Here is a 25,892-nt window from a genome sequence, read left to right as displayed (position 1 = left end):
CCCTACTGACCCGCGGCGGACGCGCCGCCCCGGTCGCCGTCGCCGTCGCCGTCGAGGAGCACGTCACTGTCGAAGCAGGTCCGCGTGCCGGTGTGGCAGGCGGGGCCGACCTGGTCGACGCGGACGAGGACGGTGTCGCCGTCGCAGTCCAGCGCCACGGCCTTCACCCACTGGACGTGGCCGGAGGTGTCGCCCTTGACCCAGTACTCGCCCCTGCTGCGCGACCAGTACGTGCAGCGTCCGCTGGTGAGCGTGCGGTGCAGGGCCTCGTCGTCCATCCAGCCCAGCATGAGCACCTCGCCGGTGTCGTACTGCTGGGCGATGGCGGGCAGGAGCCCGTCGGGGGCGCGCTTCAGGCGGGCCGCGATGCGCGGGTCCAGGCCGTCGGCCGGAGTGGTGGTGCGGGTCATGCCGCCCATTGTGCCGTGCGCGGCGCGCGAGTGAGCCCGCTGCCGCCCCGGGCTTGTTGGGTGCGCGGCCGGGCCACCCGTAGGCTGGCCCCATGTCGACATTCGCCAAGCGTGAACGCCTCTTGCTCGCGGAACTGCTGGAGACGGCGGGACCGGACGCGCCCACCCTGTGCGAGGGTTGGAGAACCCGTGATCTCGCCGCCCACGTCGTGGTGCGCGAGCGTCGCCCGGACGCCGCCGGCGGCATGCTGATCAAGCAGTTGGCCGCTCGGTTGGACAAGGTGACCGAGGAGTTCACCGACAAGCCCTACTCCGAGCTGATCCAGCTGATCCGCAACGGTCCGCCGCGCTTCTCCCCGTTCGCCGTGAAGCAGGTGGACGAGGCGGCGAACACGGTCGAGTTCTACGTGCACGCCGAGGACGTCCGACGTGCCCAGAAGGACTGGGCGCCGCGAGAGCTGGACCCCGTCTTCCAGGACGCCCTGTGGTCCCGTCTGGAGCGCGTGGCCCGGATGCTGGGGCGGGGACTGCCGACGGGCCTGGTGCTGCGGCGCCCCGACGGGCGGACGGTGGTGGCCCGGCGCGGGACGCCGGTGGTGACGGCGACGGGGGAGCCTTCGGAGCTTCTGCTCTTCGCGTTCGGGCGGCGCGCCGCGGCGCGCGTGGAGTTGGAGGGCGACGCGGACGCGCTGGCCAAGCTCGACGCGGCCTGACGGCGGCACCGGGCGATGCCGACGCGGGGCGGCGAGCCTGCGCGTCGGGATCGCCCGGGTGGGCGTGGCCACCGGCGGGCCGGCCGGGTCACCGCCGCACGGGGTGGCCCGCCGCTCCGAGGGTGTCCTTGACCTGGCCGACGCGCAGGTCCCCGAAGTGGAAGACGGAGGCCGCGAGGACCGCGTCGGCACCCGCCGCGACGGCGGGCGGGAAGTCCGCGAGCCTTCCGGCGCCCCCGGAGGCGATGACGGGCACCGTGACGTGCCGGCGCACCGCGGCGATCATGTCCAGGTCGTAGCCGTCCCTGGTGCCGTCGGCGTCCATCGAGTTCAGCAGGATCTCGCCCGCGCCGAGTTCGGCCGCGCGGTGGGCCCACTCGACCGCGTCCAGGCCGGTGCCCCGTCGGCCGCCGTGCGTCGTCACCTCGAAGGTGTCCGGCGCGACGCGTCGGGCGTCGACGGAGAGGACCAGGACCTGCCGGCCGAAACGCTCGGCGATCTCCTTGATCAGTTCGGGGCGGGAGATCGCGGCGGTGTTGACGCCGACCTTGTCGGCACCGGCCCGAAGCAGTCGGTCGACGTCCTCGGCGGTACGGACGCCTCCCCCCACCGTGAGGGGGATGAACACCTGCTCGGCCGTGCGTCGTACCACGTCGTAGGTGGTCTCGCGGTTGCCCGAGGAGGCGGTGATGTCGAGGAACGTCAGCTCGTCCGCGCCCTCGGCGTCGTAGACCTTGGCCATCTCGACGGGGTCGCCGGCGTCGCGCAGGTCCTGGAAGTTGACACCCTTGACGACCCGGCCGCCGTCCACGTCCAGGCAGGGGATGACTCGGACCGCCAGGGTCATGACTCCGCGCTCCTCCGGGCCCCGACCGGCCCTCTCTGGCGGCTTCCTCGGCCGACCGGCCGCCTCTTCCCGACCATCACTCCGACACCACCCGCAGGGCCTCCTCCAGGGTGAAGGCCTTCGCGTAGAGCGCCTTGCCGACGATGGCACCCTCGACGCCGAGGGGCACCAGCCCGGCCAGGGCGCGCAGGTCGTCCAGGCCGGCCACGCCGCCCGAGGCCACGACGGGTCGATCGGTCGCCGCGCAGACGTTCCGCAGCAGCGCGAGGTTGGGTCCCTGGAGGGTGCCGTCCTTGGCGATGTCGGTGACGACGTAGCGGGGGCAGCCCTCCCGGTCGAGGCGGGCGAGGGTCTCGTACAGGTCCCCGCCGTCCCGGGTCCAGCCCCGACCGCGCAGGGTGGTGCCCCGGACATCGAGGCCGACGGCGATCCGATCGCCATGGCGGGCGATGACCGACGCCACCCATTCGGGGGCCTCCAGGGCCGCCGTGCCCAGGTTGACGCGGGTGCAGCCGGTGGCGAGGGCGGCGGCGAGCGTGTCGTCGTCGCGGATGCCGCCGGACAGCTCGACCTTGATGTCCATGGCTCCGGTGACCTCGGCGATCAGCTCGCGGTTGGTGCCGGTGCCGAAGGCCGCGTCGAGGTCGACCAGGTGCAGCCACTCGGCGCCCGCGCGTTGCCAGGCGAGCGCGGCGTCCAGCGGCGAGCCGTAGGAGGTCTCGGTGCCGGACTCGCCGTGCACCAGACGGACGGCCTGCCCGTCGCGGACGTCGACGGCGGGGAGGAGTTCGAGCGTGGTCATCTCTACAGGGTCTCGATCCAGTTGGTGAGGAGCTGGGCTCCGGCGTCGCCGGACTTCTCGGGGTGGAACTGCGTGGCCCACAGCGCGCCGTTCTCCACCGCCGCGACGAACGGCCGGCCGTGGGTGGACCAGGTGACCGTGGGAGGCGCGATGAGCGGGTTGTGGGTCTCCAGGGACCAGTCGTGGACGGCGTAGGAGTGCACGAAGTAGTAGCGGGCCCCCGGGTCCAGGCCCGCGAACAGTCGGGAGTCGGCCGGGGCGTCGACGGTGTTCCAGCCCATGTGGGGCACGACCTCGGCCTTGAGTGGCCCGACGGTGCCGGGCCACTCGTCGAGTCCCTCGGTCTCCACCCCGTGCTCGATGCCGCGCGCGAACAGGATCTGCATGCCGACGCAGATGCCCATCACGGGACGCCCGCCGGCGAGCCGGCGGTCCACCACCCAGTCGCCTCGGGCCGCCCGCAGACCGCTCATGCACGCGGCGAAGGCGCCCACGCCGGGGACCAGCAGGCCGTCGGCGTTCATGGCGCGGTCGAAGTCCCGGGTGATCTCGACATCCGCTCCGGCCCTGGCGAGGGCACGCTCGGCGGAGCGGACGTTGCCGAAGCCGTAGTCGAAGACGACGACGCTCTTGGCGCTCACGTTCCTATACCTCCAGCCGTAGGACACCGGCGAGCAGGGCCATCCCCGCTCCGATCGACAACAGCACGATCAACCCCTTGGGTTGGCCCTGTTTGGCGAAGGAGATCACCCCGCCCACCAGGAACAGGCCGACGACGATGAGAAGGGTCGACAGACCGTTCACGGCTACAGGGCGCCCTTCGTCGAGGGCAGGATGCCGGCGGCCCGGGGGTCGCGTTCGGCGGCTTGGCGAAGCGCCCTGGCCAGCGCCTTGAACTGGCACTCCACGATGTGGTGGGCGTTGCGACCGTAGGGCACGTGCACGTGCAGGGCGACCCGGGCCTGGGCGACGAAGGACTCCAGGATGTGTCGGGTCATCGTGGTGTCGTACTCGCCGATCATCGGCGCCATCCGCTCCGGCTCGGTGTGCACCAGGTACGGACGGCCGGAGAGATCGACGGTGACCTGGGCGAGCGATTCGTCCAGGGGAACCGAGCAGGTGCCGAAGCGGTGGATCCCCGTCTTGTCCCCCAGCGCCTGCCGGAAGGCGGCCCCCAGCGCGAGGGCGGTGTCCTCGATGGTGTGGTGGGAGTCGATGTGCAGGTCCCCGTCGGTCTTCACGGTCAGGTCGAACAGGCCGTGACGACCGAGTTGGTCCAGCATGTGATCGTAGAAGCCGACGCCGGTGGCGATGTCGGTCCGGCCGGTGCCGTCGAGATCGATCTCGACGACGACCGAGGTCTCCTTGGTGGTGCGTTCGATGCGTCCGACACGCGCCTCGCGACTCATGTGCTCTGCTCCTTCTTCACTTCCTCGACCGCGTCGAGGAAGGCGTCGTTCTCCTCCGGGGTGCCGGCGGTGACCCGCAGCCATCCCGGCACGCCGTTGTCGCGGACCAACACGCCGCGGTCGAGGATCGAGCGCCAGGCGGCGTGCGCGTCACGGAAACGCCCGAACTGCACGAAGTTGGCGTCGGACTCGACCACGTCGTAGCCGATCCCGCGCAACCGCGCGACCAGCCGGTCCCGCTCGGCCTTGAGTCGTTCGACGTAGCCGAGCAGCGTGTCGGTGTGTTCCAACGCGGCCAGCGCGGTCGCCTGGGTGATCGCCGAGAGGTGGTACGGCAGCCGGACGAGCTGGACGGCGTCGACGACGGCGGGATCGGCGGCGAGGTAGCCCAGGCGCAGCCCCGCCGCGCCGAAGGCCTTCGACATCGTGCGGGAGATCACCAGGTGGGGGCGGCCGTCCAACAGCGGCAGAAGCGAGTCGCCGTGGCTGAACTCCACGTACGCCTCGTCGACCACCACCATGGCGGGCCCCGCCGCCTGCGCGGCGTCGTACAGCGCGACGACCGTGTCGCGGGGCACGGAGGCGCCGGTGGGGTTGTTGGGGGTGGTGACGAACACGACGTGCGGTCGGTGCGCGTCGATCGCCTTCCGGGCGGCGTCGACGTCGACGGAGAAGTCCTCCGAGCGGGGGCCGGAGACCCAGTGGGTGCCGGTTCCCCTGGCGATCAGCGCGTGCATGGAGTACGACGGCTCGAAACCGATGGCCGTCCGGCCGGGCCCGCCGAAGGTCTGCAACACCTGCTGGAGCACCTCGTTGGAACCGTTCGCCGCCCAGACGCGCCGATGGTCGACGGGGAAACCCGAGGTACGGGTCAGGTACTCCGCGAGCCGCCCGCGCAGCTCCACGGCGTCGCGGTCCGGATAGCGGTTGAGGTGGCGCGCCGCCTCACGGACCCGCTCGGCGATCCGCTCCACCAAGGGGTCCGGCAGCGGGTAGGGGTTCTCGTTGGTGTTCAGCCGAACGGGTACGTCCAGTTGGGGAGCGCCGTACGGGGACTTGCCGCGCAGTTCGTCCCGCACGGGGAGGTCGTCGATGTCGGTCACGTGCTCTCGGGGACCTTCCACTCGAAGCGGGCCTTGATCGCCGCGCCGTGCGCCGGCAGGTCCTCGGCCTCCGCCAGCGTGACCACGTGGTGCGCGACGTCGGCCAGGGCTTCCCGGGTGTAGTCCACGACGTGGATGCCGCGGAGGAAGGACTGGACCGACAGCCCGGAGCTGTGGCAGGCACAGCCGCCGGTGGGCAGGACGTGGTTGGACCCGGCCGCGTAGTCGCCCAGGGAGACCGGCGCCCACGGGCCGACGAAGATCGCGCCGGCGTTCCGCACCCGGTCGGCGAGGGCCGCGGCGTCGGCCGTCTGGATCTCCAGGTGCTCGGCACCGTAGGCGTCGACCACGCGAAGCCCGTCCTCCACACCACGCACCAGCACGATGGCGGACTGGCGCCCGGTGAGGGCGGGCCGGATCCGGTCCTCCACGTGGCGGGCGGCGGCGACCTGGTTCTCCAGCTCCCGCTCGACGGCGTCCGCCAGGGGGACGGAATCCGTGACCAGCACGGCGGCGGCCAACGGGTCGTGCTCGGCCTGGCTGATCAGGTCGGCGGCGAGGTGGACGGGGTCGGCGGTGTCGTCGGCCAGGACGGCGATCTCGGTCGGTCCGGCCTCGGCGTCGATGCCGATCTTCCCGGTGAAGTAGCGCTTGGCCGCAGCGACCCAGATGTTGCCGGGCCCGGTGACCATGTCCGCGGCGGGGCAGGACTCGGTGCCGTGGGCGAACATCGCCACGGCCGTGGCCCCTCCGGCCGCGTACACCTCGTCGACGCCCAGCAGAGCGCAGGCGGCCAGGATGGTCGGGTGAGGGAGGCCTCCGTGTTCCCGCTGTGGCGGGGAGGCGAGCGCGATCGAGGTGACGCCCGCCTCCTGCGCGGGAACGGCGTTCATGACCACCGAGGAGGGGTAGACGGACCTGCCGCCGGGCGCGTACAGGCCGACCCGCCGCACCGGGACCCACTTCTCGGTGACCGTGCCACCGGGCACCACCTGGGTGGTATGGGTGGTACGGCGTTGGGCCCGGTGCACCAGCCGGGCGCGCGCGATCGACTCCTCCAGGGCCTCCCGCACCGCCGGATCCAGCTCTTCGAGGGCTCGGGTCAGGGCTGCCGCCGGGACCCGGACGCGGTCCAGCCGCACGCCGTCGAACCGCTCGGCGAAGTCGATCAGCGCCGTGTCGCCATGATGGCCCACGGCCTCGCAGATCGGGCCCACCTTCTCCAGGGCGGCCGCGACGTCGAAGTCGGCTCGGGGCAGCAGGGCGCGCAGGGCGGGCTCCTCGGGGAGGCCCTCCTCGCGCAGATCGATTCGGGAGATCACGTCACCAATTCTCGCAGACGTCCGCCGGACGCCGTGCGCGCGTATCGAGGGCTGATACGCGGCGGGCACGGGGCCGCGCGCCCTCTCCACCTCGACACTCACGCCACGTGTCCGATCGACCACCCGGGGGCATGAACGGGTGTACGAGACTCCGGGAGCACGCGACGGGGAGGTGACAGGGGTTGAGCGAGAGACCCCGCACGCGGCCGGAGGGGCCGCCCGCGGATCTGACGTCGGCCGAGGCCGCCATGTGGCACCGCTTCCGCGATGGCACGGTGTATGACCTGAGCAGCGGAGACTCGGTGGTGGACGACCCCCACGGCGGCCATCCCTGGGGACCGGAGCGAACGGTCCGGGCCCGGGTGGTGTGCTGGCTCCTGCTGGACGGGCCGCCCGCCCTGGCGGGTCGGGTCTCCGCGTTGAAGCTGGCGGGTGTCCGGGTCAGCGGCACCATGGATCTCGCCGGGGGCGTCGTGGTGCCCTATGTCGAGTTGCGCGGGTGCCGATTCGAACGCGAGGTGCTGCTCCCCGAGGCCAGGTGCGCCACCGTGCGACTGATCGACTGCTCCGTGCCGCGACTGGAGGCGGCCCGGCTGCACACCGAGGGCGATCTTCACCTGCCGCGCTGCCGCTTCCATCGCGGGGTCCGGCTGACCGACGCCCAGATCGGCACGGACCTGATGCTCAACGAGTCGGTGGCCCATCGGGACCGCAGCGGGCGGGCCATCGCGGCGGACGGTCTGGCCGTCGGTCAGGACCTTCAAGGAGAGCTGTTGGAGGCGCACGGCGAGACGAGCCTGCGCGGCGCGACGGTGGGGGTGTCGCTGAGCCTGCGCGGCGCGCGCCTGCACCACCCCTACGCGCGCTTCGCTCTCAACGCTCCCCAGCTCACCGTCGGCCGGACCCTCTACCTGACACCCGCCGGCGTGGGCGATCCGCTTCTCCACGGCACCACACCGGCACAGGGCACCCGCATCCAACGTTTCGAGTGCCGGGGAGGGGTCCGGCTCGACGACGGCCGGTTCGGCGACGCCCTGGACCTGGAGCTGGCCAGGTTCCTCCTCGCGGAGGGGCAGGAACTGTCCCTGCGCCGGGTCCAGACCCCCGAACTGCGCTTCCTCGGCGAGCGACCCGAGCGGGGGCGGGTCGTGCTGTCCGGGGCCAAGGTGGTCGGCCTGGTGGACCGGGCGGACAGCTGGCCGGGGCCGGGGCGCCTTCAGATGGGCGGCTTCGCCTACGACACCCTGGTGCCGCGCGGCCCGTTCCCTCTCGACGTGCGGCTGCGGTGGGTCGCAGCCGCCACCGCCGAGTACCACCCCGAGCCGTACGAACGGCTGGCCGCGGTGTTGCGGGCGGGCGGCGAGGACGAGCAGGCTCGGGAGGTGCTGCTCGCCAAGCAGCGTCGGCGGCGGGAGAGCCTGCCGGCGGCGGCCAAGCTGTGGGGGTACGTCCAGGACTGGACGGTCGCCTACGGGTACCGGCCCGGCCGGGCGGCGGTGTGGATGGCGCTGTTGTGGGCCGCGGGATCGATCGCCTTCGCCCAGTCCGACCTGGCCCCCCTGAAGAGCGACGAGCACCCCTCCTGGAACCCGACCCTGTTCGCCCTGGACCTGCTGCTCCCGGTGATCGAACTGGGGCAGGTCGACCACTGGCAGCTCCGCGGCGCCTGGCAGTGGCTCGCCGCCACGCTGATCCTCCTGGGGTGGATCCTCGCCACCACGGTGGCGGCCGGAGCGACCCGCCTGCTGCGACGCGGGTGAGGGGCGCGTCGCGCGCTCGGGCGGGACACACGTCGGGCGACGCGCCGCGACCACGCGAACGTGGCGGACGGTCGGCGTGCCCCGCTCGCGACGACGGCCGCTAGGCTTCTGCGACGTGACCACCGTCCGGCTGCCGCTCTTCCCGCTGAACTCCGTACTGTTCCCGGGGCTGGTGCTCCCCCTCGACGTCTTCGAGGAGCGCTATCGCGCCATGATGCGCGAACTGCTCAAGACGCCCGAGGACGAGCCACGTCGTTTCGCCCTCGTCGCCATCCGCGACGGCCACGAGGTGGCGCCGAGCGGCCCGGGGCTACCCGACCCCACCGCGGCGCGGGACCGCGGTCCGACCGCCGGTTTCGGGCCCGACCCTCTCCGCGCGTTCCACCGGATCGGCTGCGTGGCCGACGCGGCGACCGTACGGGAGCGTCCGGACGGCACCTTCGAGGTGCTCGCGACGGGGACGACCCGGGTGCGCCTGGTGTCGGTGGACACCGACGGCCCCTTCCTCACCGCCGAGCTGGAGCCGTTGCCCGAGGAGCCGGGCGACGAGGCCGGGGCACTGGCCGAGGGGGTGCTGAGGGCCTTCCGCGCCTACCAGAAACGCCTCGCCGGAGCACGGGAGCGCTCGCTGGCCGCTGGTGCCGAACTCCCGGACGAGCCGGGGGTGGTCTCGTACCTCGTGGCCGCGGCGATGATGCTCGACACGCCGACCAGACAACGGCTCCTCCAGGCCCCGGACACCGCCTCCCGGCTGCGGGAGGAACTGCGACTCCTGCGCACCGAGACCGCCCTCATCCGTACGCTCCCCTCACTGCCCGCGTCGGACCTGACCCGCGGGCCCACCAGCCCGAACTGACCGACACCACCCGGGCGGCACCCGGGTCCCGCGAGGAGGCCGCCGAATGGCGAGGAACACCAGGCGACAACGGCCGGGCGGCACCCCGGCCACCTCGGCGCTCACGGCGGCGGGGGTGGCGTACACGCTGCACGCCTACGACCACGACCCCGCCGGGGCGTCCTACGGCGAGGAGGCCGCCGAGGCGCTGGGCGTCCCCGCGGAGCGGGTGTTCAAGACCCTGGTGGCGGACATCGACGGCACGCTCACCGTGGCGGTCGTCCCGGTGGCGGGCAAGCTGGACATGAAGGCGCTCGCCTCGGCCGTCGGCGGCAAACGCGCCGCGATGGCCGATCCGGTCCTCGCGGAACGCACCACCGGCTACGTCAGGGGAGGCATCTCCCCACTGGGGCAGCGCAGACGCCTGCGGACGGTGCTGGACGACTCCGCCCCCGCGCATCCCACCATCTGCGTGTCGGCCGGCCGTCGGGGGCTGGAGGTGGAACTGGCCCCGGCCGACCTGGCCACGCTCACCGGCGCGGTCCTGGCGCCGATCGGCCGTTCCTGACCCGGCCCGAGGTCACGGTCCGCCCGGGGAACGATCCTCGGAGTCCTCCCCCTCCCGCGGCGGCTCGGGGAAGGCCGACTCCTGCTCCGGATCCCGAGGACCGAACATCCCGGTGAGGGCCAGATGCACGGCGAGCGCCGCGAGCGGCCAGGCCAGCAACGCCCCCTTGGCACCCAGTCTCAGCGGGGCGGGGAAGGTCGCGCCCTCGCCCGCCGACCGAGCGTGGGCGACCACGTCCTGCGGAGGCCCGAGCCAGACCCCGACCCGCCACGCGACGAGCGACCCCAGCAGCGTTCCCAGACCGAGGGCCACGACGAGCGCCGGTCCGCCACGCCGCCTGACCACGAAGAGGATCACCGCCGCCAACACGCCGAAGCCCACGCCGAGCAGCGCGAAGGTGCCGTCGACGGCGATCGACTGCTCGCCCTCGGAGTCCTTGAGGTAGACCACCCAGTTCCCGTCGTTCCGCTCGCCGATCAGCGGCACCCGAGGGGTCAGCCACCACCACAGCAGGCCGAACAGCACCCCGGATACGGCCAGGGCCACCACGGTGAGGGCGGCCTCCCGCGCTTCGGTCTTCATTCCCGGACCGTCCTGTTCTCCGTACCGGGCGACGCCGGCACCGGCCTCGCCCTCCGCCGGGCCGGACCTCTCCTCCAAGGGCTCGGGGCTCGGAGCGTGTTCCCGGGAGGGCGGGCGGGACGGCGGCGGCGGCGTCAGCGGTGCGGTCACCCAGCCATCGTGCCAGGCCCTCGCATGGGGCGCGTCATCGGACGGCCGCCCGGCGGTACGCCCAGGTGGCCACGGCGAGCGACAACACACCGACCGCCCCGCACACGGCGAGGTCGCCCACGACCAGCGCCCAGTCGGGGCGCGGCGCGAAGGTGCGGGCCAAGGCCTCCACCCCGTAGGTCGAGGGGAGCAGGTCGCGGGCGAGACGCACCACCTCGGGCATCCGATCGGCCGGCAGCACCCCGAGCAGCAGCGCGGCCGACATGCCGAGCTGACCCAGGAGCGTGGCCAGCTCCGGACGGGGGGCCAGCAGCCCCAACGCCGCGCCGAGGCCGGCCAGCGCGGCGCCGGCGGGGGGGATCACGGCCACCAGGATCCACAGGTGGGTGAGGGGCAGGCCGAACAGCACGCACCCGAACACGGCCGTCACCACGGTGCCGGGCACCGTGAAGGAGGCGTAGGCGCCGGCGGCGCCCAGGACCACGGCGGCGGGCGGCACCGGCAGCGTGGCGTAGTGGTCGAGGCCGCCGCCGGCCCGGAGCTGGCCGAAGTACTGGGCGAGCAGGTTGAGCGCCACGAAGGCCACGACGAGCACCGAGGCCCCCGCGACCACGGCGCGTGCCTCCTCGCCACCGTCCACCACTCCCCGCATCAGGATCATGATCCCGACCGACTGGAACGTGGCGACGAAGAGCAGGGGGATCCGCGCGACCCGGGCACGCGACAACTGTGCCCGGTAGACGGCGGCCAGCGCGGGGAGCATCCGGGCGCGCGGGCCCAACGCGGCCGCTTCGCGGACCGGGGACTCCGCGTCACGGACCTCGCCCGGGAGGGTCTCGGCGGATGCGCCACTCACGTCCTGCTGCTCCTCTTCGCTGCGGCGATCGCCGGCCCTGACCCGGTCACGAGGACCGGCTCGCCCGGGGGACGGGGGACGGTGTGCCCCGACGCACCGGCGAGGCGCCGCCGAGGCGCGCCGTCGTCGGCCCCCCGGGAGCACGCTACCGGCACGGCGCGCCCCCGGCGGCCCGGAGAGGCCCGACGCGTGCCCGGTTCCCCACCGGCGGGGCGGGTCACGCCCTCACCAGGCCCTGCCGGGCGGCTCCTCCCAGAGCGAGGTAGACGTCCTCCAGGCTGGGGGTGGTCAGGGTGAAGTCGTCCAGCGCGGCGAAGGCGGCGCCGCCGGTGACCGTGGCGACGACCGCTCGGGCCTCCTCGGGGGCCAGCCGCAGCGTCCAGCGGCGCCCCGACGCGACGGCGCGGTCGCGGAGCGCGGCGACCTCGGGGACGTGTCCCGGGGCGGTCTCGCGCCAGACCAGGTCGACCCGTACCTCTCCGGCCACCCGTTCCTTGAGCCCGGTCGGGCTGTCGCAGGCGATCACCCGACCCCGGTCGAGGACGGCGACCCGGTCGAGCACCGTCTCGGCCTCGACGACGTTGTGGGTGACCAGCAACACCGTCGTCCCGCGTTCCGCGCGGCGGCGGTCGACGGCGGCCCAGACCGCTCGTCGCGCCACCGGGTCCATGCCGGTCGTCGGCTCGTCCAGGACCAGCAGGGAGCGTTCTCCGACCAAGGCCGCCGCCACGCAGGCGAGCCGGCGCTGCCCGCCGGAGAGCCGGTTCAGGGGGCGCCCGGCGATCGGTTCCAGGCCCAGTTCTCCCAGCACGGCGTCCCGCTCGGCGCGTGCCTCGCGGGCGCCCATTCCCCGAAGCCGGGCGGTGGTCTCCGCGGCGAGGGACACGGTCAGCTCGTCCAGCGCGGTGGACTCCTGACCGAGATAGGCCAGGACGCGGGAGGCCCGCTCGGGGTGACGGACGATGTCGTGGCCGAGGATCTCGACCGTGCCGCCGTCGGGTCGCATGAGTCCGGTCAACTGGCGCACCAGGGTGGACTTTCCGGCGCCGTTCGGACCGAGCAGCCCGAAGATCTCACCACGCCGGACGTCGAGGGTCACCCCGTCCGTGGCCCGCACGGCGGGCACGGCCGGTCTGCCGCGCCGTCCTCGCACCGCGGGATGGGTCTTGGTCAGCCCGCGAACGGCGCACACGACCTCGTCACCGGGTCGGTTCGTTCCTGCCGCACGCGTATCCACAAGGGACGAGAGTACGGGGTCGGCGGCCGAGGGCCGCTCTCGGGTGACGCCCGGCGGGTCCGCCGTCAGGGCGGGTCACTCGGCCTCGGAACTCTGCTCCGAGGCCGCCGGAACACCCATCTCCCGCCAGAAGCCGGCACGGATCGCGTACCGGTCGTGCTCGTCGATCTGGTCGTCCTTGTGGGCCAGCAGCCCGAACCGGGCGGCGTAGCGCAGCAGCTCCCCGTCGATGCGGTGCGGGACGCGCGGATACATCGCCGAGAGCCTCCGCAACTGCCCCTCGTCGGCCAGCCGCGCCACCCAGCGGCGGGCGAAGACCTGCCCCACCTCGTAGGGGTCGCCGCCGACGGTGGTGATGTCCTCCTCGCGGTCCGCCCAGCGCTGCTCGGCGGTGGTGAGTTGGGCCAGCGTGGGCATGCCACCGGCCTCGGCGGGCTCGGACGCGGGCCGGTCCACCCAGCCCCGGTCGGAGGACCAGCGCAGGGTGGCCGTCGCCGGCTGGGCCGGCGACGGGCTGCCCGGTCCCCGCAGGGCGGCCAGGTCCTTGGGGGTGGGGACGCCCCGAGTGGTCGGCCCGCGATCCTCGGCGCCGTCGCGGTCGGCCCCGGCGGAAGTGTCGGACCGGGCCTGTCCGGCGCGCTCGCCGGTGGGCGCGGACTCGGGGAGCGGAGCGGAGAGGATGGCGGCGATCTCCGGTCTCGGTACCGACGACGGCGCGCCGGTACCGGCGTGTTCCCGGGCGCGAACGGCGCGTGTGATCCAGTCCCGGTCCAGGACCCGCCGTTCGTCGGCCTCGGCCACGAGGTCCTCGGACTGGTTGTAGTCGCCATCCGCGGCCTGCACGGCCCACAGATGGACGGCCACCCCGTGTTCCTTGGCGGCCATCATGCCTGGCAGGAGGTCGCCGTCGCCGGTGACCAGCACGATGTCCGAGCAGGCCCGGTTGCGGGCCAGCTCCGTCAACTCCGCGTGCATGGCGGCGTCGACGCCCTTCTGCGCCCACCGGCCGTCGCTTCGGGTGAGCGCACCCAGGCGCACGGTGACCCGGGGCATCACCCTCAGGCGGCGGTGCTCCGGTTGCGGCACGCGGTCGGGGGCGCCGTCGAACCAATAGATGCGAAGCAAGTGCTGCCCGGTCTCGGCCCGGGCGCGCTCGCGGAGACCCTGGATCAGCGCCGCGTGGTCCACCAGGATGCGGGACCGCGAGGGCTCGCCGGCGAGGAGACTGGCGGCGGCCCCCAGCAGATACCCGGCGTCCACCAGGACGATGCAGCGGTCCACGCGGTCCACCCTCTTTCCGGGAGGTTTGCTTCGGGCTTCCCTCGAGTCTGCCCGACCGCAAGGGGGTTAGCGGCCCGAACTCGATCTTCGGCGTGGCGAACCGGCTCGCGGCACCCCCTGGAACCCCCCTCACGTACCGTAATTGTCCGACATGCGTTCTTTGTTCGGTTGTGTGAATCTGATCCCGGTCCTGGTCCCCAGACCCCTCCGGGAGGCAGATCACCATGGCCAAGAACAAGAACCGCGATCGCAAGCGACCGCAGGCCGAGCGCACCTCTCCCTCGGCACGCCCGTCGGCCGGGGAGTCCCCCGAGCCGGATGCCCAGGCCGCCGCCCTCATACCCGGCGAGTCCGCTCCGCGAGGGAAGCGCCAGAAGCGCTTCGGCCACAACTGAGACACACCGGGCGGTCATTGCGCGAGACGGGGGCGCGCCCGAGACCGGGCGCGCCCCCGCCGGCGTCAGCCGGTCAGGCAGGACGGCCCGAGCAGGACCTTGAGGTCGCCGAAGAGCGCGGGGTCGGGTTTCACCCGGTGGCGGTCGAGTCGGAGCACGGTCGTCCTCGTCGGCCCCTGGAGCCGGATGCGCACCTCGCTGTCGCCCCGATGGTGACCGAGGATCTCGCCGAGGCGGCTCACCAGGGGCGGAGTGACCCGGGTCGCCGGGATGGTCAGCACGACCGGCGCGTTGGTCCCGGCGTGCGAGAGGTCGGGGATCATCAGCTCCATCGCGACCAGCCGCGGCACGTCCTCCCGCTTGTCCAACCGACCCTTGACGAAGACCACCGCGTCCTCGACGAGTTGCGTGGAGACCAGTTGGTAGGTCGCGGGGAAGAACATGCACTCGATGGACCCGGCCAGGTCCTCGACGGTCGCGATGGCCCAGGCGTTCCCCTGCTTGGTCATCTTGCGCTGAAGGCCCGAGATGATGCCCCCGATGGTGACGACCGCGCCGTCGCCGAAGTCCCCTCCGGTGAGTTGGGAGATGCCGGCGTCGGCCTTGTCCGACAGGACGTGCTCCAGCCCGAACAGCGGATGGTCGGAGACGTAGAGTCCGAGCATCTCCCGCTCCTGGGCGAGGAGGTAGGTCTTGTCCCACTCCTCGTCGGTGAAGCGGACGTCCATGCCGAAGCCCGGTTCGCCGTCGCCGTCGTCGTCACCCATGCCGCCGAAGAGGTCGAACTGCCCTTCGGCCTCCTTGCGTTTGACCGCGACGACATTGTCGATCATGGGTTCGTACTGGGCGGTGAGGCCCTTGCGGGTGTGACCCATCTCGTCGAAGGCGCCCGCCTTGATCAGTGACTCGGTCGTGCGCTTGTTGCAGACGACCGCCTCCACCTTGTCCAGATAGTCGGGGAAAGAGCCGTACTTCCCCTTGGCCTTGCGGCTCCGGATGATCGCCTCCACGACGTTGGTGCCGACGTTGCGCACGGCGGACAGGCCGAAGAGGATGACGTCGTCGCCCTGGGCGGCGAAGTTCGCCATGGACTCGTTGACGTTGGGAGGAAGCACCCGAATGCCCATGCGACGACACTCGTTGAGATAGACGGCCGACTTGTCCTTGTCGTCCTTGACCGAGGTGAGGAGCGCGGCCATGTACTCGGCGGGGTGGTTGGCCTTGAGGTAGGCCGTCCAGTACGAGACGAGGCCGTAGGCGGCCGAGTGCGCCTTGTTGAAGGCGTATCCGGCGAAGGGGACCAGCACGTCCCAAAGCGCCTGGATCGCCTCGTCGCTGTAGCCGTTCTTCCGGGCGCCACCCTGGAAGATGACGAAGTTCTTCTCCAGTTCCTCGGGCTTCTTCTTGCCCATGACGCGCCGGAGGATGTCGGCCTCTCCGAGCGAGTACCCGGCGACGATCTGTGCGGCCTTCTGCACCTGTTCCTGATAGACGATCAGGCCGTAGGTGACGTCCAGGACCTCGGTGAGCGGCTCCTCCAACTCCTTGTGGATCGGCGTGATCTCCTGCTGACCGTTCTTGCGCAGGGCGTAGTTGATGTGCGAGTTCATGCCCATGGGACCCGGCCGGTAGAGGGCCGAGACGGCGGAGATGTCCTCGAAGTTGTCTGGCTTCATCATGCGCAGCAGGGAGCGCATCGGGCCGCCGTCGAACTGGAAGACGCCCAGGGTGTCGCCGCGCTGGAGCAGCTCGAAGGTCTTGGGGTCGTCGAGGGGGAGGCCGAGGAGATCGATGTCGATCCCCTTGTTGGACTTCACCATCTTCACGGCGTCGTCCATGATCGTGAGGTTGCGCAGGCCCAGGAAGTCCATCTTCAGCAGGCCGAGCGACTCGCAGCTCGGGTAGTCCCACTGGGTGATGGTGACGTTGTCGGTGTGCCTCACCCAGACCGGTACGTGCTCGGTGATGGTCTCGCTGGACATGATGACGCCGGCGGCGTGCACGCCCATCTGCCGAACCAGGCCCTCGACGCCCTTGGCGGTGTCGATGACCTTCTTCACGTCCGGTTCGTTCTCGTACATCGACCGGACCTCGCCCGCCTCCGAGTACCGGGGGTGCTCGGGGTTGGTGATGCCGTCGAGGTTGATGCCCTTGCCGAGGACGTCGGCGGGCATCGCCTTGGTGATGCGGTCGCCCATCGCGTACGGGTAGCCCAGCACCCGCGCGGAGTCCTTGATCGCGTTCTTCGCCTTGATGGTGCCGTAGGTGCCGATCATGGCGACCTTGTCGGCGCCGTACTTCTCGGTCACGTAGCGGATGACCTCGACGCGCCGGCGCTCGTCGAAGTCGATGTCGACGTCGGGCATCGAGACGCGCTCCGGGTTGAGGAACCGCTCGAAGATCAGCCCGTGCGGGATCGGGTCGAGGTCGGTGATGCCGAGTGCGTACGCCACGATCGAACCGGCCGCGGAGCCTCGCCCGGGCCCGACGGCGATGCCGTTCTTCTTGGCCCACATGATGAAGTCGGCGACCACCAGGAAGTAGCCCGGGAACCCCATCTGGATGATGACGTCCATCTCGTACTCGGCCTGCCTGCGACGATCGTCGGGCACTCCGCCCGCGAAGCGCCGCTCCATGCCACGCCGGACCTCCTCCTGGAACCAGGTGACCTCGGTGTAGCCCTCGGGGATGTCGAACCTCGGCATCAGGTCGCGCTTCTCGAACATCCCGGTGATGTCGACCATGTCGGCGACCAGCCGGGTGTTGGCGCAGCCCTCCTGCCAGGCGTCGGAGGAGTCGATGGCGTACATCTCCTCCGTCGACTTCAGGTAGTAGCCGGTGCCGTCGAACTTGAAGCGGTCCGGGTCGGAGAGGTTCTTGCCGGTCTGGATGCACAACAGGGCGTCGTGGGCGGTGGCCTCGTGCGCGTAGGTGTAGTGCGAGTCGTTGGTGACCAGCGGGGGGATGCCGAGCTTCCGGCCGATCTCCAGCAGACCGTCGCGGACGCGACGCTCGATGTCGATGCCGTGGTCCATCAACTCCAGGAAGTAGCGGTCCTTGCCGAAGATGTCGCGGTAGTCGGCCGCCGCGCGCAGCGCCTCGTCGAAGTGACCCAGGCGCAGCCGCGTCTGTACCTCGCCCGAGGGGCAGCCGGTGGAGGCCACGATGCCCTCGGACCACCGGGAGATGGTCTCCTTGTCCATCCGGGGCCACTTTTGCAGCCAGCCCTCGGCATAGGCGTCCGACGACAGTCGGAAGAGGTTGTGCAGCCCCGTGCGGTCGACCGCCCACATCGTCTTGTGGGTGTAGCCACCGGAACCGGAGACGTCGTCCCGCTTCTGGTGCGGCTGGCCCCACTGGATCTTGCGTTTGGTGCGGCGGGACTCGGGGGCCACGTACGCCTCGATCCCGATGATCGGGGTGATGCCGGCCTTTCGGGCGGAGTGGAAGAAGTCGTACGCGCCGTGCAGGTTTCCGTGATCGGACATGGCGATGTGGGTCATGCCCATCTCGCCGCACGCGTCGAACATGTCCTTCAGCCGCGCGGCGCCGTCCAGCAGGGAGTACTGGGTGTGGACGTGCAGGTGCGTGAACGGCGCTTTGGACACGCTCGGCCTCCAGGGGAAAGTACGCGCGACGGTCGGTGCTCGGTCCGGGGGGGACGGTCCCGAAGTCTATGCCGCCGCGGTGACACTCGGCGGGCTCGGACGCGTACCTACTGCCAGGGTCACGGGCACGACCGCGGGCCGCCGCACGTTGCCCGGTCGAGGACCCTCGATCACCACCGTCACACCTCCAGGAGGCACCCCGCGATGCCTGTCCCCGAGTTCCGCGACGAGCGGCGCGGCGAGGAGATCCTCGCCGTCTTCGCCACCGCCTTCGGCGGGCTCCCCGCCGGGCGGGCGGCGGTCAGCGCCAGGTTCCGAGCGATGGCCGCGTCGCCCCTCGCCTTCCACCGCGGCTCGGCGTGCCTCTCCTCGCACGATCTGGCCGCCGACCCGGAAGGCGGTCGCTACCTGGACGAACGGACCTCCCGTGTATGGATCCACGGCGACCTGCACACCGGAAACTTCGGCGCCCGTCTCGACGGGACCGGCCGGCTCGTCTTCCAGGCCACCGGCCTGGACGACGCGTACGTGGGGCCGTTCACCTGGGACCTGAAGCGCTTCGTCGCCTCCCTCGCCCTGCTCGGACACGCGCGGGCGCTCAGCGACGCGCGGATCGCCGACGCGGTGCGCGGCTACGCACACGCCTACCGCGAGCGCGTGCACGCTCTGGCCACCGGCGCCGAGGGCCACGAGACGGCGGCTCCGACGATGGAGACCGCCCGCGGCCCCCTGCTGGACACGCTGCTCTCGGCCCGTTCCCGCACCCGCTCCACGCTGTTGGACTCGCTCACGGAGGTCCGCGGCGCCGAGCGTCGCTTCCGCTCGTGCGACGACACCGTGGAACTGGACGCGGCCACCCGGTACAAGGTGCTGGCCGCGTTCGACGGATACCTCGAGACGCTCCCCGACACCTCTCTTTCCCGCCCGGACGCCTACCGTGTCAAGGACGTCGTCGGGCGACGCCATTCCGCCGAGGACGAGCCGTCGACCCACCACCTCCTGGTGGAAGGTGGCAGCGACGCCCTGGAGCACGACGTGGTGGTGCGGATCAGGAGGATCGGGCCGCCCGCGGTGGCGCGCCACCTGGCCGAGGCCGCCCTCGACGCCCACTTCACGCACGAGGGACACCGCGCGGTGGTGGCCCGGCGTGCCCTGACGCCGTACGCCGACCCCTGGCTCGGCTGGACGGAGCTGGACGGCGAGGGGCGGCTGGTCGGCGAGGTGTCGCCGTACGCGGTGAGCCTGGACTGGGACCCGGTCGTGGAACCCTCGGAGGTCGCCGATGTCGCCGCGGACCTGGGCCGTGTCACGGCGACGACGCACGCGGCGTCGGCCGTCCCGGCCGACGGCTCGGTGGTTCCCTTCCCCACCGGACGGGCCATCGACGCGGCGATCGCCGCCGACGAGGACGGTTTCGCGCCTCTGCTCGTCGACCACGCGCGCGCCTCCGCGGAGCGCGCCCTGGAGGACCACCGGATCTTCGTCGACCTGCTCCGCAGGGGGATGATTCCGGGTCTGTAACATCGGCCACCCCACAGGACACTTTAGGGTTCCTTTACCGACCTCCGTGCCACACTCTGTCCTCGGTATGAAGATATCCGGGATCCCGCTCAGAGCCGTCCGCGCGGCGTACTTCACGGCACTCGTCGTGATGCTCGCCGCCGCGTCGCACGTGCTGCTTTCCGGGGTCCCGCTGCCGGTCACCACGGTGGCCCCGGTGGCGGGGGCCGTCTTCGCGACCGCGTACGTCCTGGCGGGACGGGAGCGCTCCTTCCGTCGCATCGCCCTGCTCCTGGTCCCGCTGGAACTCGCGGCGGACACCGTCTTCACCACCGGCCAACACCTCTGCTACGGACCGGTGGGCGGGCCGGTCGCCGGTCCGCTGCGAACCGTCGGCTTCGACGTGCTCTGCGGCGACGGGGCGTCGGTGCACGCGGGCGTCGCCGCGCCGCTCACCCGAGTCACCGAAGCGGAGGCCGACCACCTGGCGACCCTGCTCGCCGAGGCCCACCCGGGGACGGCCTGGCTGTTGCTGGCCGTCCACGTCGCCGTCGGGCTGCTCGCCGCCGCCTGGCTGAGCCGAGGAGAGCGAGCGCTGGCCCGGACGGTGGGCGCGGTCGCGGCGACGACGTTCCGCCCGCTGCTGCTCGCCGTCACCTCGCTCTCCGCGGCCCCCACTCCGGCGCCCCGCCTCTCCGGGCGACCCACCCGGCGCGCCGCGGCGGCCCGCGATCGACTGCTGGTCCACGCCCTGGGGCTGCGCGGCCCACCGTGCCCGGCCCACGCGGTCGCCTTCGGGTGACCGGCGCCGAGCACGACACCCCACGCAGCGAACCTCCGCACACCTCGGTGTGCGCGTCCCCAGGGAGAACCCCATCATGAGCAAGCGGAACAGTCAGGCCGCGAAGACGGCGGCCCGCGAGCGGCTGCGCCAGGAGCGCGAGCGGCAGGCCAAGCGCGACCGGACCAAGCGTCGCCTGATCGTCGCCGGTTCCGTCGTCGCGGCCCTCGCCCTGGCCGGCGGCATCGGCTACGGCGTGTCCCAGGCGTCCAAGCCGACGGGCTGGGAAGAGGCGGCGCAGGCCGAGGTGGTGGCCCCGGCCAACACCTCGGGCAAGGACGGCACCACGATCCTCATCGGAGACTCGGACTCCGACAACGTCGTGCGCGTCTACGAGGACCCCCGTTGCCCGGCCTGCGCCTCCTTCGAACAGGCCATGGGCGAGAGCATCAACAAGGGCATGGAGGACGGCAGTTACAAGCTGGCCTTCACCGTCGGCACCTTCATCGACGACAACGCCGGCGGCGAGGGGTCCAAGAACGCGCTGAGCGCCATGGGCGCCGCGCTCAACGTCAGCCCCGAGGCGTTCCTCGACTACAAGGAAGCCCTGTTCTCCGCCGAGCACCACCCCTCCGAGGGGACCGACCAGTTCGCCGACGACGCGTACCTGATCGAGGTCGCCGACTCGGTGGAGGCCCTGAAGGGCGACAAGGACTTCCAGGCGGACGTCGAGAAGGGCACCTACGACGCCTGGGCCATGCGGATGAGCGAGTCGTTCCAGGACACGGAGGACGTCAACTCGACGCCCACCGTCAAGATCAACGACAAGGTCGTCCAGAACCCCGCCACCGCGGCCGACTGGGAGGCCGCGTTGAAGGAGGCCGGCGTCACCGAGTGACACCGCCGGGTCGCCGGCGCGTCGGTGTCGACCGCGTGGTCCGGGACTCCGGGACGAGGAGCGACCCGAGAGGGGGCGAAGCTTTCACGATTTCGCCCCCTCTCGGTCACTACTGATCAGTAGCATGATCGTCCGTGATCAATCGATATAGATCCTCCGACAGTTCCCCCTCCCTCGCGCCCACCCGACGCACGGTCGTCAAGGCCGCCGCCGCAAGCGCCGTGTTGGCCGCCCCGCTGGCCGGTGCCGCGTCCGCCGCCGCCGCCGAATCGGGCCCGGCCTTCCTGCACGGCGTGGCCTCCGGCGACCCGCTGTCCGACGGCGTCCTGCTGTGGACCAGGGTGACCCCGACACCCGAGGCGATACCGGGCTCCGGAGCGGGCCCCGACACCGACGTCGACTGGTTCGTCGCGACCGACCGGGCCTTCACCCGGATCGTGGCGCGCGGTTCGGTCTCGGCGACGGCCGCGACCGACCACACCGTCAAGGCGGACGTGCGCGGACTGAGCGCCGCCACGGACTACTACTTCCGCTTCTCCGCCGGGGGCGTCGACTCCCCCGTCGGCCGCACCCGCACGGCTCCGGCGACCGACGCCGACGTGTCGGCCCTGCGGTTCGGCGTGGTCTCCTGCTCCAACTGGGAGGCGGGCCACTTCTCCGCCTACCGCCACCTGGCCGACCGAGGCGACCTCGACGCCTGGCTCCACCTCGGCGACTACCTCTACGAGTACCCGACCGGCGAGTACGGGACCCGCGGCGGCGCCGTGCGGTCCACCGCGCCCGCCCACGAGATCGTCACCCTCGCCGACTACCGCGTGCGGCACGCGCACTACAAGACCGATCCCGACCTGCGGGCGCTGCACGCGGCGGCACCCGTCATCGCCATCTGGGACGACCACGAACTGGCCAACGACGCCTGGTCCGACGGCGCGGAGAACCACACCGAGGGCATCGAGGGAACCTGGTCGGATCGCCAGAGCGCGGCCAAGCGGGCCTACTTCGAGTGGATGCCCGTCCGGCCGGCCATCGCCGGCACCACCTACCGCCGCCTGCGCTTCGGCAAGCTCGCCGACCTGTCCCTGTTGGACCTGCGGACCTACCGCTCCCAACAGGTCGGCGTCGGCGACGCCGAGGTGGATGATCCCGAACGAACCCTGACCGGCCGCGCCCAACTGGACTGGCTGAAATCGGGGCTGGCCTCGTCCGACACCACCTGGCGGTTGGTCGGCAACTCGGTGATGATCTCGCCCTTCGCCGTCGGTGCCCTCCCCGCCGAGCTGCTCAAGCCCCTCACCGAGCTGCTCGGTCTGCCCCGGGAGGGCATCGCGCTCAGCACCGACCAGTGGGACGGCTACACCGACGACCGCCGCGAGCTGCTGGAACACATCCGGACACACGCCGTCCGCAACACCGTCTTCCTCACCGGGGACATCCACATGGCGTGGGCCAACGACGTGCCGCACACGGCGGGAACCTATCCGCACTCCGGCTCGGCCGCGACGGAGTTCGTCGTCGCCTCCGTGACCTCCGACAACCTCGACGACATGGTCAAGGTCCGCGAGGGGCTCGTCTCCGGGATCGCCTCACCGATCATCCGCGCCGCCAACCGGCACGTCCACTGGGTCGACACCGATCGACACGGGTACGGAGTCCTGGACGTGACCCCCGAGCGCGCGCAGATGGACTACTACGTGGTGTCCGACAAGACCGACCCGGACGCCTCGTCCTCCTGGACACGCTCCTACCGCACGCGCAGCGGCACCCAGGAGGTCGAGCGCGCCTACTCGCCGGTCTGACGCGCCTCCCCCGACGTCGGCTCCGACACCGGCACCGACGGCGCGTCCGTCCCGGTCGCCGGATCGGCCAGGGAATCGAGGAAGCCGAGGGCCACCCGCCAGGTGGCCCCGGCGGCCTCGGCGTCGTGGTCCGGCAGGTCGGGGTCGGTGTACAGGTGGCCGGCGCCCGGGTAGCGGAACACCTCCACCTCGGCGCCGGCCCGGACCATCCCCAGATACCAGGCGCTCAGCCAGTCGTCCGGCTCGAAGACATCGGGCCCGGCCACGTGCAGCTGCACCGGAAGCGCGTCGACCTCGACGTCGGGCGCGATGTCCGACGTGCCGTGCAGAAGCAGCAGGCCACGGGCCCGACGGTCACCGAGGGCGAGGGTCTGCGCCACCGCGGCGCCGAGCGAGAAACCGGCGTAGACCACGCCCCGGTCCGAATGCGGCGCGGCTGCGCGCACGGCCCGTCCGAGCAGTTCCTCCCGACCCACCTCTTCCTGGTAGGCGCGCGCGGTCTCCATCGAGTCGAACACGCGGCCGTCGAAGAGATCCGGGGTCCACACCCGGTGACCGGCGTCACGCAGCAGGTCCGCGGCCCGCCGTACCGCCGGTCGCGCGCCGAGGATCGAGTGAAAGAGGATGATGTCCATCGGGCCATCGTGCCGGCGTGGTCCGACACCGGGCACACGGGCCCCGAGAGGATATGTCCGCGAAGTCACACGTTCGCGAGCGCGGATGCCGGTTAGGTTCGAGGAATGGAGACCGTACTCCGCCCGCTGACCGTGGTCGGGGGCTCCGTCGTACTGACACTGATCATCGGCTGGGCCACCGACCTGCTCCTGCGCAAGGCAGACGCACGCCACCCGGAGACCCCCTTGTGGGGGCTGCTCCGCCGGGCCCGCGTCCCGTACCAGCTGGCGCTCTGCGCGGCGCTGCTGCGGGCCACCTACGTCGAGGCGGGCGTGCTGCCCGACCACCGGACAGGGGTGGGCCGGACGCTGACGCTGGTGCTGATCGGCTCCGTGGCGTGGCTGGTCATCCAGATCGCGGCGGCGATCGTGGAGACGTCGTACTACCGCTACGCCCAGGCCAACGCCACCCGGGACCCGGCACGGGTCCGGCGGGTGCGCACCCAGGTGACCTTGATCATGCGCGTGGTCTCCGCCGTCGTCGGGGTGGTGGCGGCGGCGGCCATGCTGCTCACCTTCCCGGAGATGCGCGCGGCGGGGGCGTCGCTGCTCGCCTCCGCCGGCATCCTCGGCATCGTCGCAGGTGTCGCCGCCCAGTCCACCCTCGGCAACCTCTTCGCCGGCCTCACGATCGCCTTCGGCGACCTGGTGCGCATCGGCGACACGGTGGTCGTGGACGGCGAGTGGGGGACCGTCGAGGAGATCACCCTGACCTTCCTCACCGTGCGCACGTGGGACGAGCGCCGCATCACCATGCCGGTGTCGTACTTCACGTCGAAGCCGTTCGAGAACTGGTCGCGCGGCGGCGCGCAGATGACGGGAACCGTCTTCTGGCAGCTGGACCACTCGGCACCGCTCGACGCGATGCGCGAGCGGCTCCGCGACATCGTGCGCGAGAACGCCGCCTGGGACGGCCGCAACCAGAGCCTGTGCGTCACCGGCAGCACGCCCACCACCATGGAAGTCCGAGCACTGGTGACCGCCAAGGACGCGGACGACATCTGGACCCTCCGGGTGCACGTGCGCGAGGAGATGCTGCGCTGGCTGACGGCCGAGCACCCGTACGCCCTCCCACGCGTCACCACCGCGCGGGCGGCCCCGCCGCCGGGAGCGACCGAGGACGCGGACACACCGGTCCCTCGGGACCCCCGGGCGACCGACCGACCCCTGGCCGAACGGAACGGACGTCCCTCCCCCGAACGTCAGGCCGGGGGCCGCTGAGGCTCGCGAGGGACGGTTCGAGGGCGCGCGCCCCCTGTCCCCGGCCTGCCACGAACCGACGGCCGCCGCGACAGCCGCGCCCTCGGGGCGACGGTGGACCTCCCGGCGCCGCCGGTCAGCCGTGGGTCTCCTCGCGCACCCGGTCCAGCGCTCGCCGGAGATCCTCCGGGTACGCACTGGCGTACTCCACCCGGTCGCCGGTGCCGGGGTGCTCGAAACCCAGCCGGACGGCGTGCAACCACTGGCGGGTGAGGCGCAGACGCTTGGCGAGCGTCGGGTCGGCGCCGTAGGTCAGGTCGCCGACGCAGGGGTGCCGATGGGCCGCCATGTGCACCCGGATCTGATGGGTGCGGCCGGTCTCCAGCTTCACGTCCAGCAGAGACGCCGCACGGCAGGCCTCGATCAGGTCGTAGTGGGTGACGGACGGCTTGCCCTCCGCCGTCACCGCCCACTTGTAGTCGTGGCTCGGGTGTCGACCGATGGGCGCGTCGATGGTGCCGCTGGTCGGGTCGGGATGCCCCTGGACCAGGGTGTGGTAGCGCTTGTCGACGGTGCGCTCCTTGAACTGACGCTTGAGGGAGGTGTAGGCCCGCTCGGACTTGGCGACCGCCATCAGGCCGGACGTCCCCACGTCCAGTCGGTGCACGATGCCCTGGCGCTCGGCGGCGCCGGAGGTCGAGACGCGGAACCCGGCGGCGGCCAGACCGCCGATCACGGTGGGTCCGGACCAGCCGGGCGAGGGGTGGGCGGCGACACCGACCGGCTTGTCGACCACGACGACGTCCTCGTCGTCGTGCACGATCTCCATGCCCTCGACCGGCTCGGCCACCACCCGGACCGGCTCGGGAGCCCGGGGCATCTCGACCTCCAGCCAGGCACCGCCTCGGACCCGCTCCGACTTGCCGACCACCGCCCCGTCGACCGCCACCTTTCCCGCCGCGGCGAGCTCGGCGGCCTTGGTCCGGGAGAAGCCGAACATACGGGAGAGCGCGGCGTCGACGCGCTCTCCCTCCAGGCCGTCCGGTACGGGCAGGGTACGAATATCGGGAAGCGTGCTCACTCCGTCGAGTATGCCGGACCTGCCCCACCACTCCGTACCGGCGCTCGGGCCCGAGGGGCGGGCGACCGGTGGCCGTCCCGGGCG

General features: G+C 72.1%; 25 protein-coding genes. 10 read left to right on the top strand and 15 right to left on the bottom strand.

The annotated features are described in order from the left end of the window. Positions 1-2 precede the first annotated feature (2 nt). Entirely contained in the window at positions 3-410 is a 408-nt protein-coding gene (gene hisI, locus JEK78_RS18120; protein WP_200260906.1) for a phosphoribosyl-AMP cyclohydrolase, read from the bottom strand. A gap of 92 nt (positions 411-502) precedes the next feature. On the opposite strand from hisI, the gene JEK78_RS18115 reads away from it, so the two are divergent. Further along, positions 503-1,123 carry a TIGR03085 family metal-binding protein gene (locus JEK78_RS18115; RefSeq protein ID WP_200260903.1) on the top strand — a complete coding sequence of 207 codons (621 nt, stop codon included), beginning with the start codon at positions 503-505 and terminating at the stop codon, positions 1,121-1,123. 88 nt (positions 1,124-1,211) lie between these two features. Here JEK78_RS18115 and hisF read toward each other — a convergent pair whose 3' ends face one another. The 7 genes from hisF to hisD form a co-directional block, all read right to left on the bottom strand. Beyond that, on the bottom strand, positions 1,212-1,970 hold the full coding sequence (gene hisF, locus JEK78_RS18110; RefSeq protein ID WP_200260900.1) for an imidazole glycerol phosphate synthase subunit HisF: 759 nt from the start codon (positions 1,968-1,970) through the stop codon (positions 1,212-1,214). A gap of 76 nt (positions 1,971-2,046) precedes the next feature. Continuing rightward, on the bottom strand, positions 2,047-2,772 hold the full coding sequence (gene priA / locus JEK78_RS18105) for a bifunctional 1-(5-phosphoribosyl)-5-((5-phosphoribosylamino)methylideneamino)imidazole-4-carboxamide isomerase/phosphoribosylanthranilate isomerase PriA (RefSeq protein WP_200260897.1): 726 nt from the start codon (positions 2,770-2,772) through the stop codon (positions 2,047-2,049). A gap of 2 nt (positions 2,773-2,774) precedes the next feature. Then, positions 2,775-3,413 carry an imidazole glycerol phosphate synthase subunit HisH gene (hisH, locus tag JEK78_RS18100; RefSeq protein WP_242483131.1) on the bottom strand — a complete coding sequence of 213 codons (639 nt, stop codon included), beginning with the start codon at positions 3,411-3,413 and terminating at the stop codon, positions 2,775-2,777. A 4-nt stretch (positions 3,414-3,417) separates the two neighbouring features. Then, positions 3,418-3,576, bottom strand: coding sequence for a hypothetical protein (locus tag JEK78_RS18095; RefSeq protein WP_200260890.1), 159 nt, complete (start codon positions 3,574-3,576; stop codon positions 3,418-3,420). A gap of 2 nt (positions 3,577-3,578) precedes the next feature. Then, positions 3,579-4,181 (bottom strand): imidazoleglycerol-phosphate dehydratase HisB, encoded by a 603-nt coding sequence (hisB, locus tag JEK78_RS18090; RefSeq protein WP_200260887.1) that lies wholly within the window; start codon positions 4,179-4,181, stop codon positions 3,579-3,581. Beyond that, positions 4,178-5,284, bottom strand: a complete 1,107-nt coding sequence (locus tag JEK78_RS18085) for a histidinol-phosphate transaminase (protein ID WP_200260885.1) — start codon at positions 5,282-5,284, stop codon at positions 4,178-4,180. The genes hisB and JEK78_RS18085 overlap by 4 nt, the downstream gene beginning before the upstream one ends. After that, positions 5,281-6,606, bottom strand: coding sequence for a histidinol dehydrogenase (gene hisD, locus JEK78_RS18080; protein WP_200260882.1), 1,326 nt, complete (start codon positions 6,604-6,606; stop codon positions 5,281-5,283). Before hisD ends, JEK78_RS18085 begins: the two co-directional genes overlap by 4 nt. Before the next feature lie 182 nt (positions 6,607-6,788). Between hisD and JEK78_RS18075 the strand changes: the two genes are divergently transcribed. From JEK78_RS18075 to ybaK, 3 genes are all read left to right on the top strand, one after another. Then, a complete protein-coding gene (locus tag JEK78_RS18075; protein WP_200260879.1) occupies positions 6,789-8,366 on the top strand; it encodes an oxidoreductase in 1,578 nt (525 codons plus the stop codon). A 115-nt stretch (positions 8,367-8,481) separates the two neighbouring features. Then, the gene (locus JEK78_RS18070) at positions 8,482-9,222 is read left to right on the top strand and encodes an LON peptidase substrate-binding domain-containing protein (protein WP_200260877.1); all 741 of its coding nucleotides are present in this window, start codon (positions 8,482-8,484) and stop codon (positions 9,220-9,222) included. A 46-nt stretch (positions 9,223-9,268) separates the two neighbouring features. Further along, entirely contained in the window at positions 9,269-9,769 is a 501-nt protein-coding gene (ybaK, locus tag JEK78_RS18065; protein WP_200260874.1) for a Cys-tRNA(Pro) deacylase, read from the top strand. Positions 9,770-9,781: 12 nt separating this feature from the next. Here the strand turns inward: ybaK and JEK78_RS18060 are convergent, their stop codons facing one another. The 4 genes from JEK78_RS18060 to JEK78_RS18045 form a co-directional block, all read right to left on the bottom strand. Continuing rightward, on the bottom strand, positions 9,782-10,501 hold the full coding sequence (locus JEK78_RS18060; RefSeq protein ID WP_242483130.1) for an AAA family ATPase: 720 nt from the start codon (positions 10,499-10,501) through the stop codon (positions 9,782-9,784). 34 nt (positions 10,502-10,535) lie between these two features. Further along, a complete protein-coding gene (locus JEK78_RS18055; protein ID WP_200260871.1) occupies positions 10,536-11,357 on the bottom strand; it encodes an ABC transporter permease in 822 nt (273 codons plus the stop codon). Between the two features lie 217 nt (positions 11,358-11,574). Then, the gene (locus JEK78_RS18050; protein WP_200264236.1) at positions 11,575-12,549 is read right to left on the bottom strand and encodes an ABC transporter ATP-binding protein; all 975 of its coding nucleotides are present in this window, start codon (positions 12,547-12,549) and stop codon (positions 11,575-11,577) included. 120 nt (positions 12,550-12,669) lie between these two features. Next, positions 12,670-13,875 (bottom strand): NYN domain-containing protein, encoded by a 1,206-nt coding sequence (locus JEK78_RS18045; protein WP_200260868.1) that lies wholly within the window; start codon positions 13,873-13,875, stop codon positions 12,670-12,672. 224 nt (positions 13,876-14,099) lie between these two features. Here JEK78_RS18045 and JEK78_RS18040 point away from each other — a divergent pair, with 224 nt between their 5' ends. Further along, positions 14,100-14,270 (top strand): hypothetical protein, encoded by a 171-nt coding sequence (locus JEK78_RS18040; protein ID WP_200260865.1) that lies wholly within the window; start codon positions 14,100-14,102, stop codon positions 14,268-14,270. A gap of 65 nt (positions 14,271-14,335) precedes the next feature. Here the strand turns inward: JEK78_RS18040 and dnaE are convergent, their stop codons facing one another. After that, positions 14,336-17,878, bottom strand: a complete 3,543-nt coding sequence (dnaE, locus tag JEK78_RS18035) for a DNA polymerase III subunit alpha (RefSeq protein ID WP_200260862.1) — start codon at positions 17,876-17,878, stop codon at positions 14,336-14,338. Positions 17,879-18,082: 204 nt separating this feature from the next. On the opposite strand from dnaE, the gene JEK78_RS18030 reads away from it, so the two are divergent. The 4 genes from JEK78_RS18030 to JEK78_RS18015 all read left to right on the top strand — a co-directional run bounded on the left by JEK78_RS18030 (position 18,083) and on the right by JEK78_RS18015 (position 22,853). After that, positions 18,083-19,399 (top strand): DUF2252 family protein, encoded by a 1,317-nt coding sequence (locus JEK78_RS18030; RefSeq protein ID WP_200260859.1) that lies wholly within the window; start codon positions 18,083-18,085, stop codon positions 19,397-19,399. Between the two features lie 67 nt (positions 19,400-19,466). After that, entirely contained in the window at positions 19,467-20,180 is a 714-nt protein-coding gene (locus tag JEK78_RS18025; protein WP_200260856.1) for a hypothetical protein, read from the top strand. Positions 20,181-20,256: 76 nt separating this feature from the next. Further along, entirely contained in the window at positions 20,257-21,057 is an 801-nt protein-coding gene (locus JEK78_RS18020; RefSeq protein WP_200260853.1) for a thioredoxin domain-containing protein, read from the top strand. Positions 21,058-21,191: 134 nt separating this feature from the next. Next, complete coding sequence (locus JEK78_RS18015; RefSeq protein WP_200260850.1) at positions 21,192-22,853, top strand: alkaline phosphatase D family protein; 1,662 nt, start codon at positions 21,192-21,194, stop codon at positions 22,851-22,853. Here JEK78_RS18015 and JEK78_RS18010 read toward each other — a convergent pair. Next, positions 22,838-23,488 (bottom strand): dienelactone hydrolase family protein, encoded by a 651-nt coding sequence (locus JEK78_RS18010; protein ID WP_200260847.1) that lies wholly within the window; start codon positions 23,486-23,488, stop codon positions 22,838-22,840. The two genes, JEK78_RS18015 and JEK78_RS18010, sit on opposite strands and share 16 nt — an antisense overlap. A 105-nt stretch (positions 23,489-23,593) precedes the next feature. On the opposite strand from JEK78_RS18010, the gene JEK78_RS18005 reads away from it, so the two are divergent. Beyond that, complete coding sequence (locus tag JEK78_RS18005) at positions 23,594-24,748, top strand: mechanosensitive ion channel domain-containing protein (RefSeq protein WP_200260844.1); 1,155 nt, start codon at positions 23,594-23,596, stop codon at positions 24,746-24,748. A gap of 115 nt (positions 24,749-24,863) precedes the next feature. Here JEK78_RS18005 and JEK78_RS18000 read toward each other — a convergent pair whose 3' ends face one another. After that, positions 24,864-25,808, bottom strand: coding sequence for an RluA family pseudouridine synthase (locus JEK78_RS18000; protein ID WP_200260841.1), 945 nt, complete (start codon positions 25,806-25,808; stop codon positions 24,864-24,866). Between the last annotated feature and the right edge of the window lie 84 nt (positions 25,809-25,892).

It is taken from the genome of Streptomyces sp. HSG2, from assembly GCF_016598575.1.
In the GTDB taxonomy this organism is placed as follows: domain Bacteria; phylum Actinomycetota; class Actinomycetes; order Streptomycetales; family Streptomycetaceae; genus Streptomyces.
Note: the sequence above shows the minus strand (reverse complement) of the source record. Positions and strands in the feature narration are given on the sequence as shown.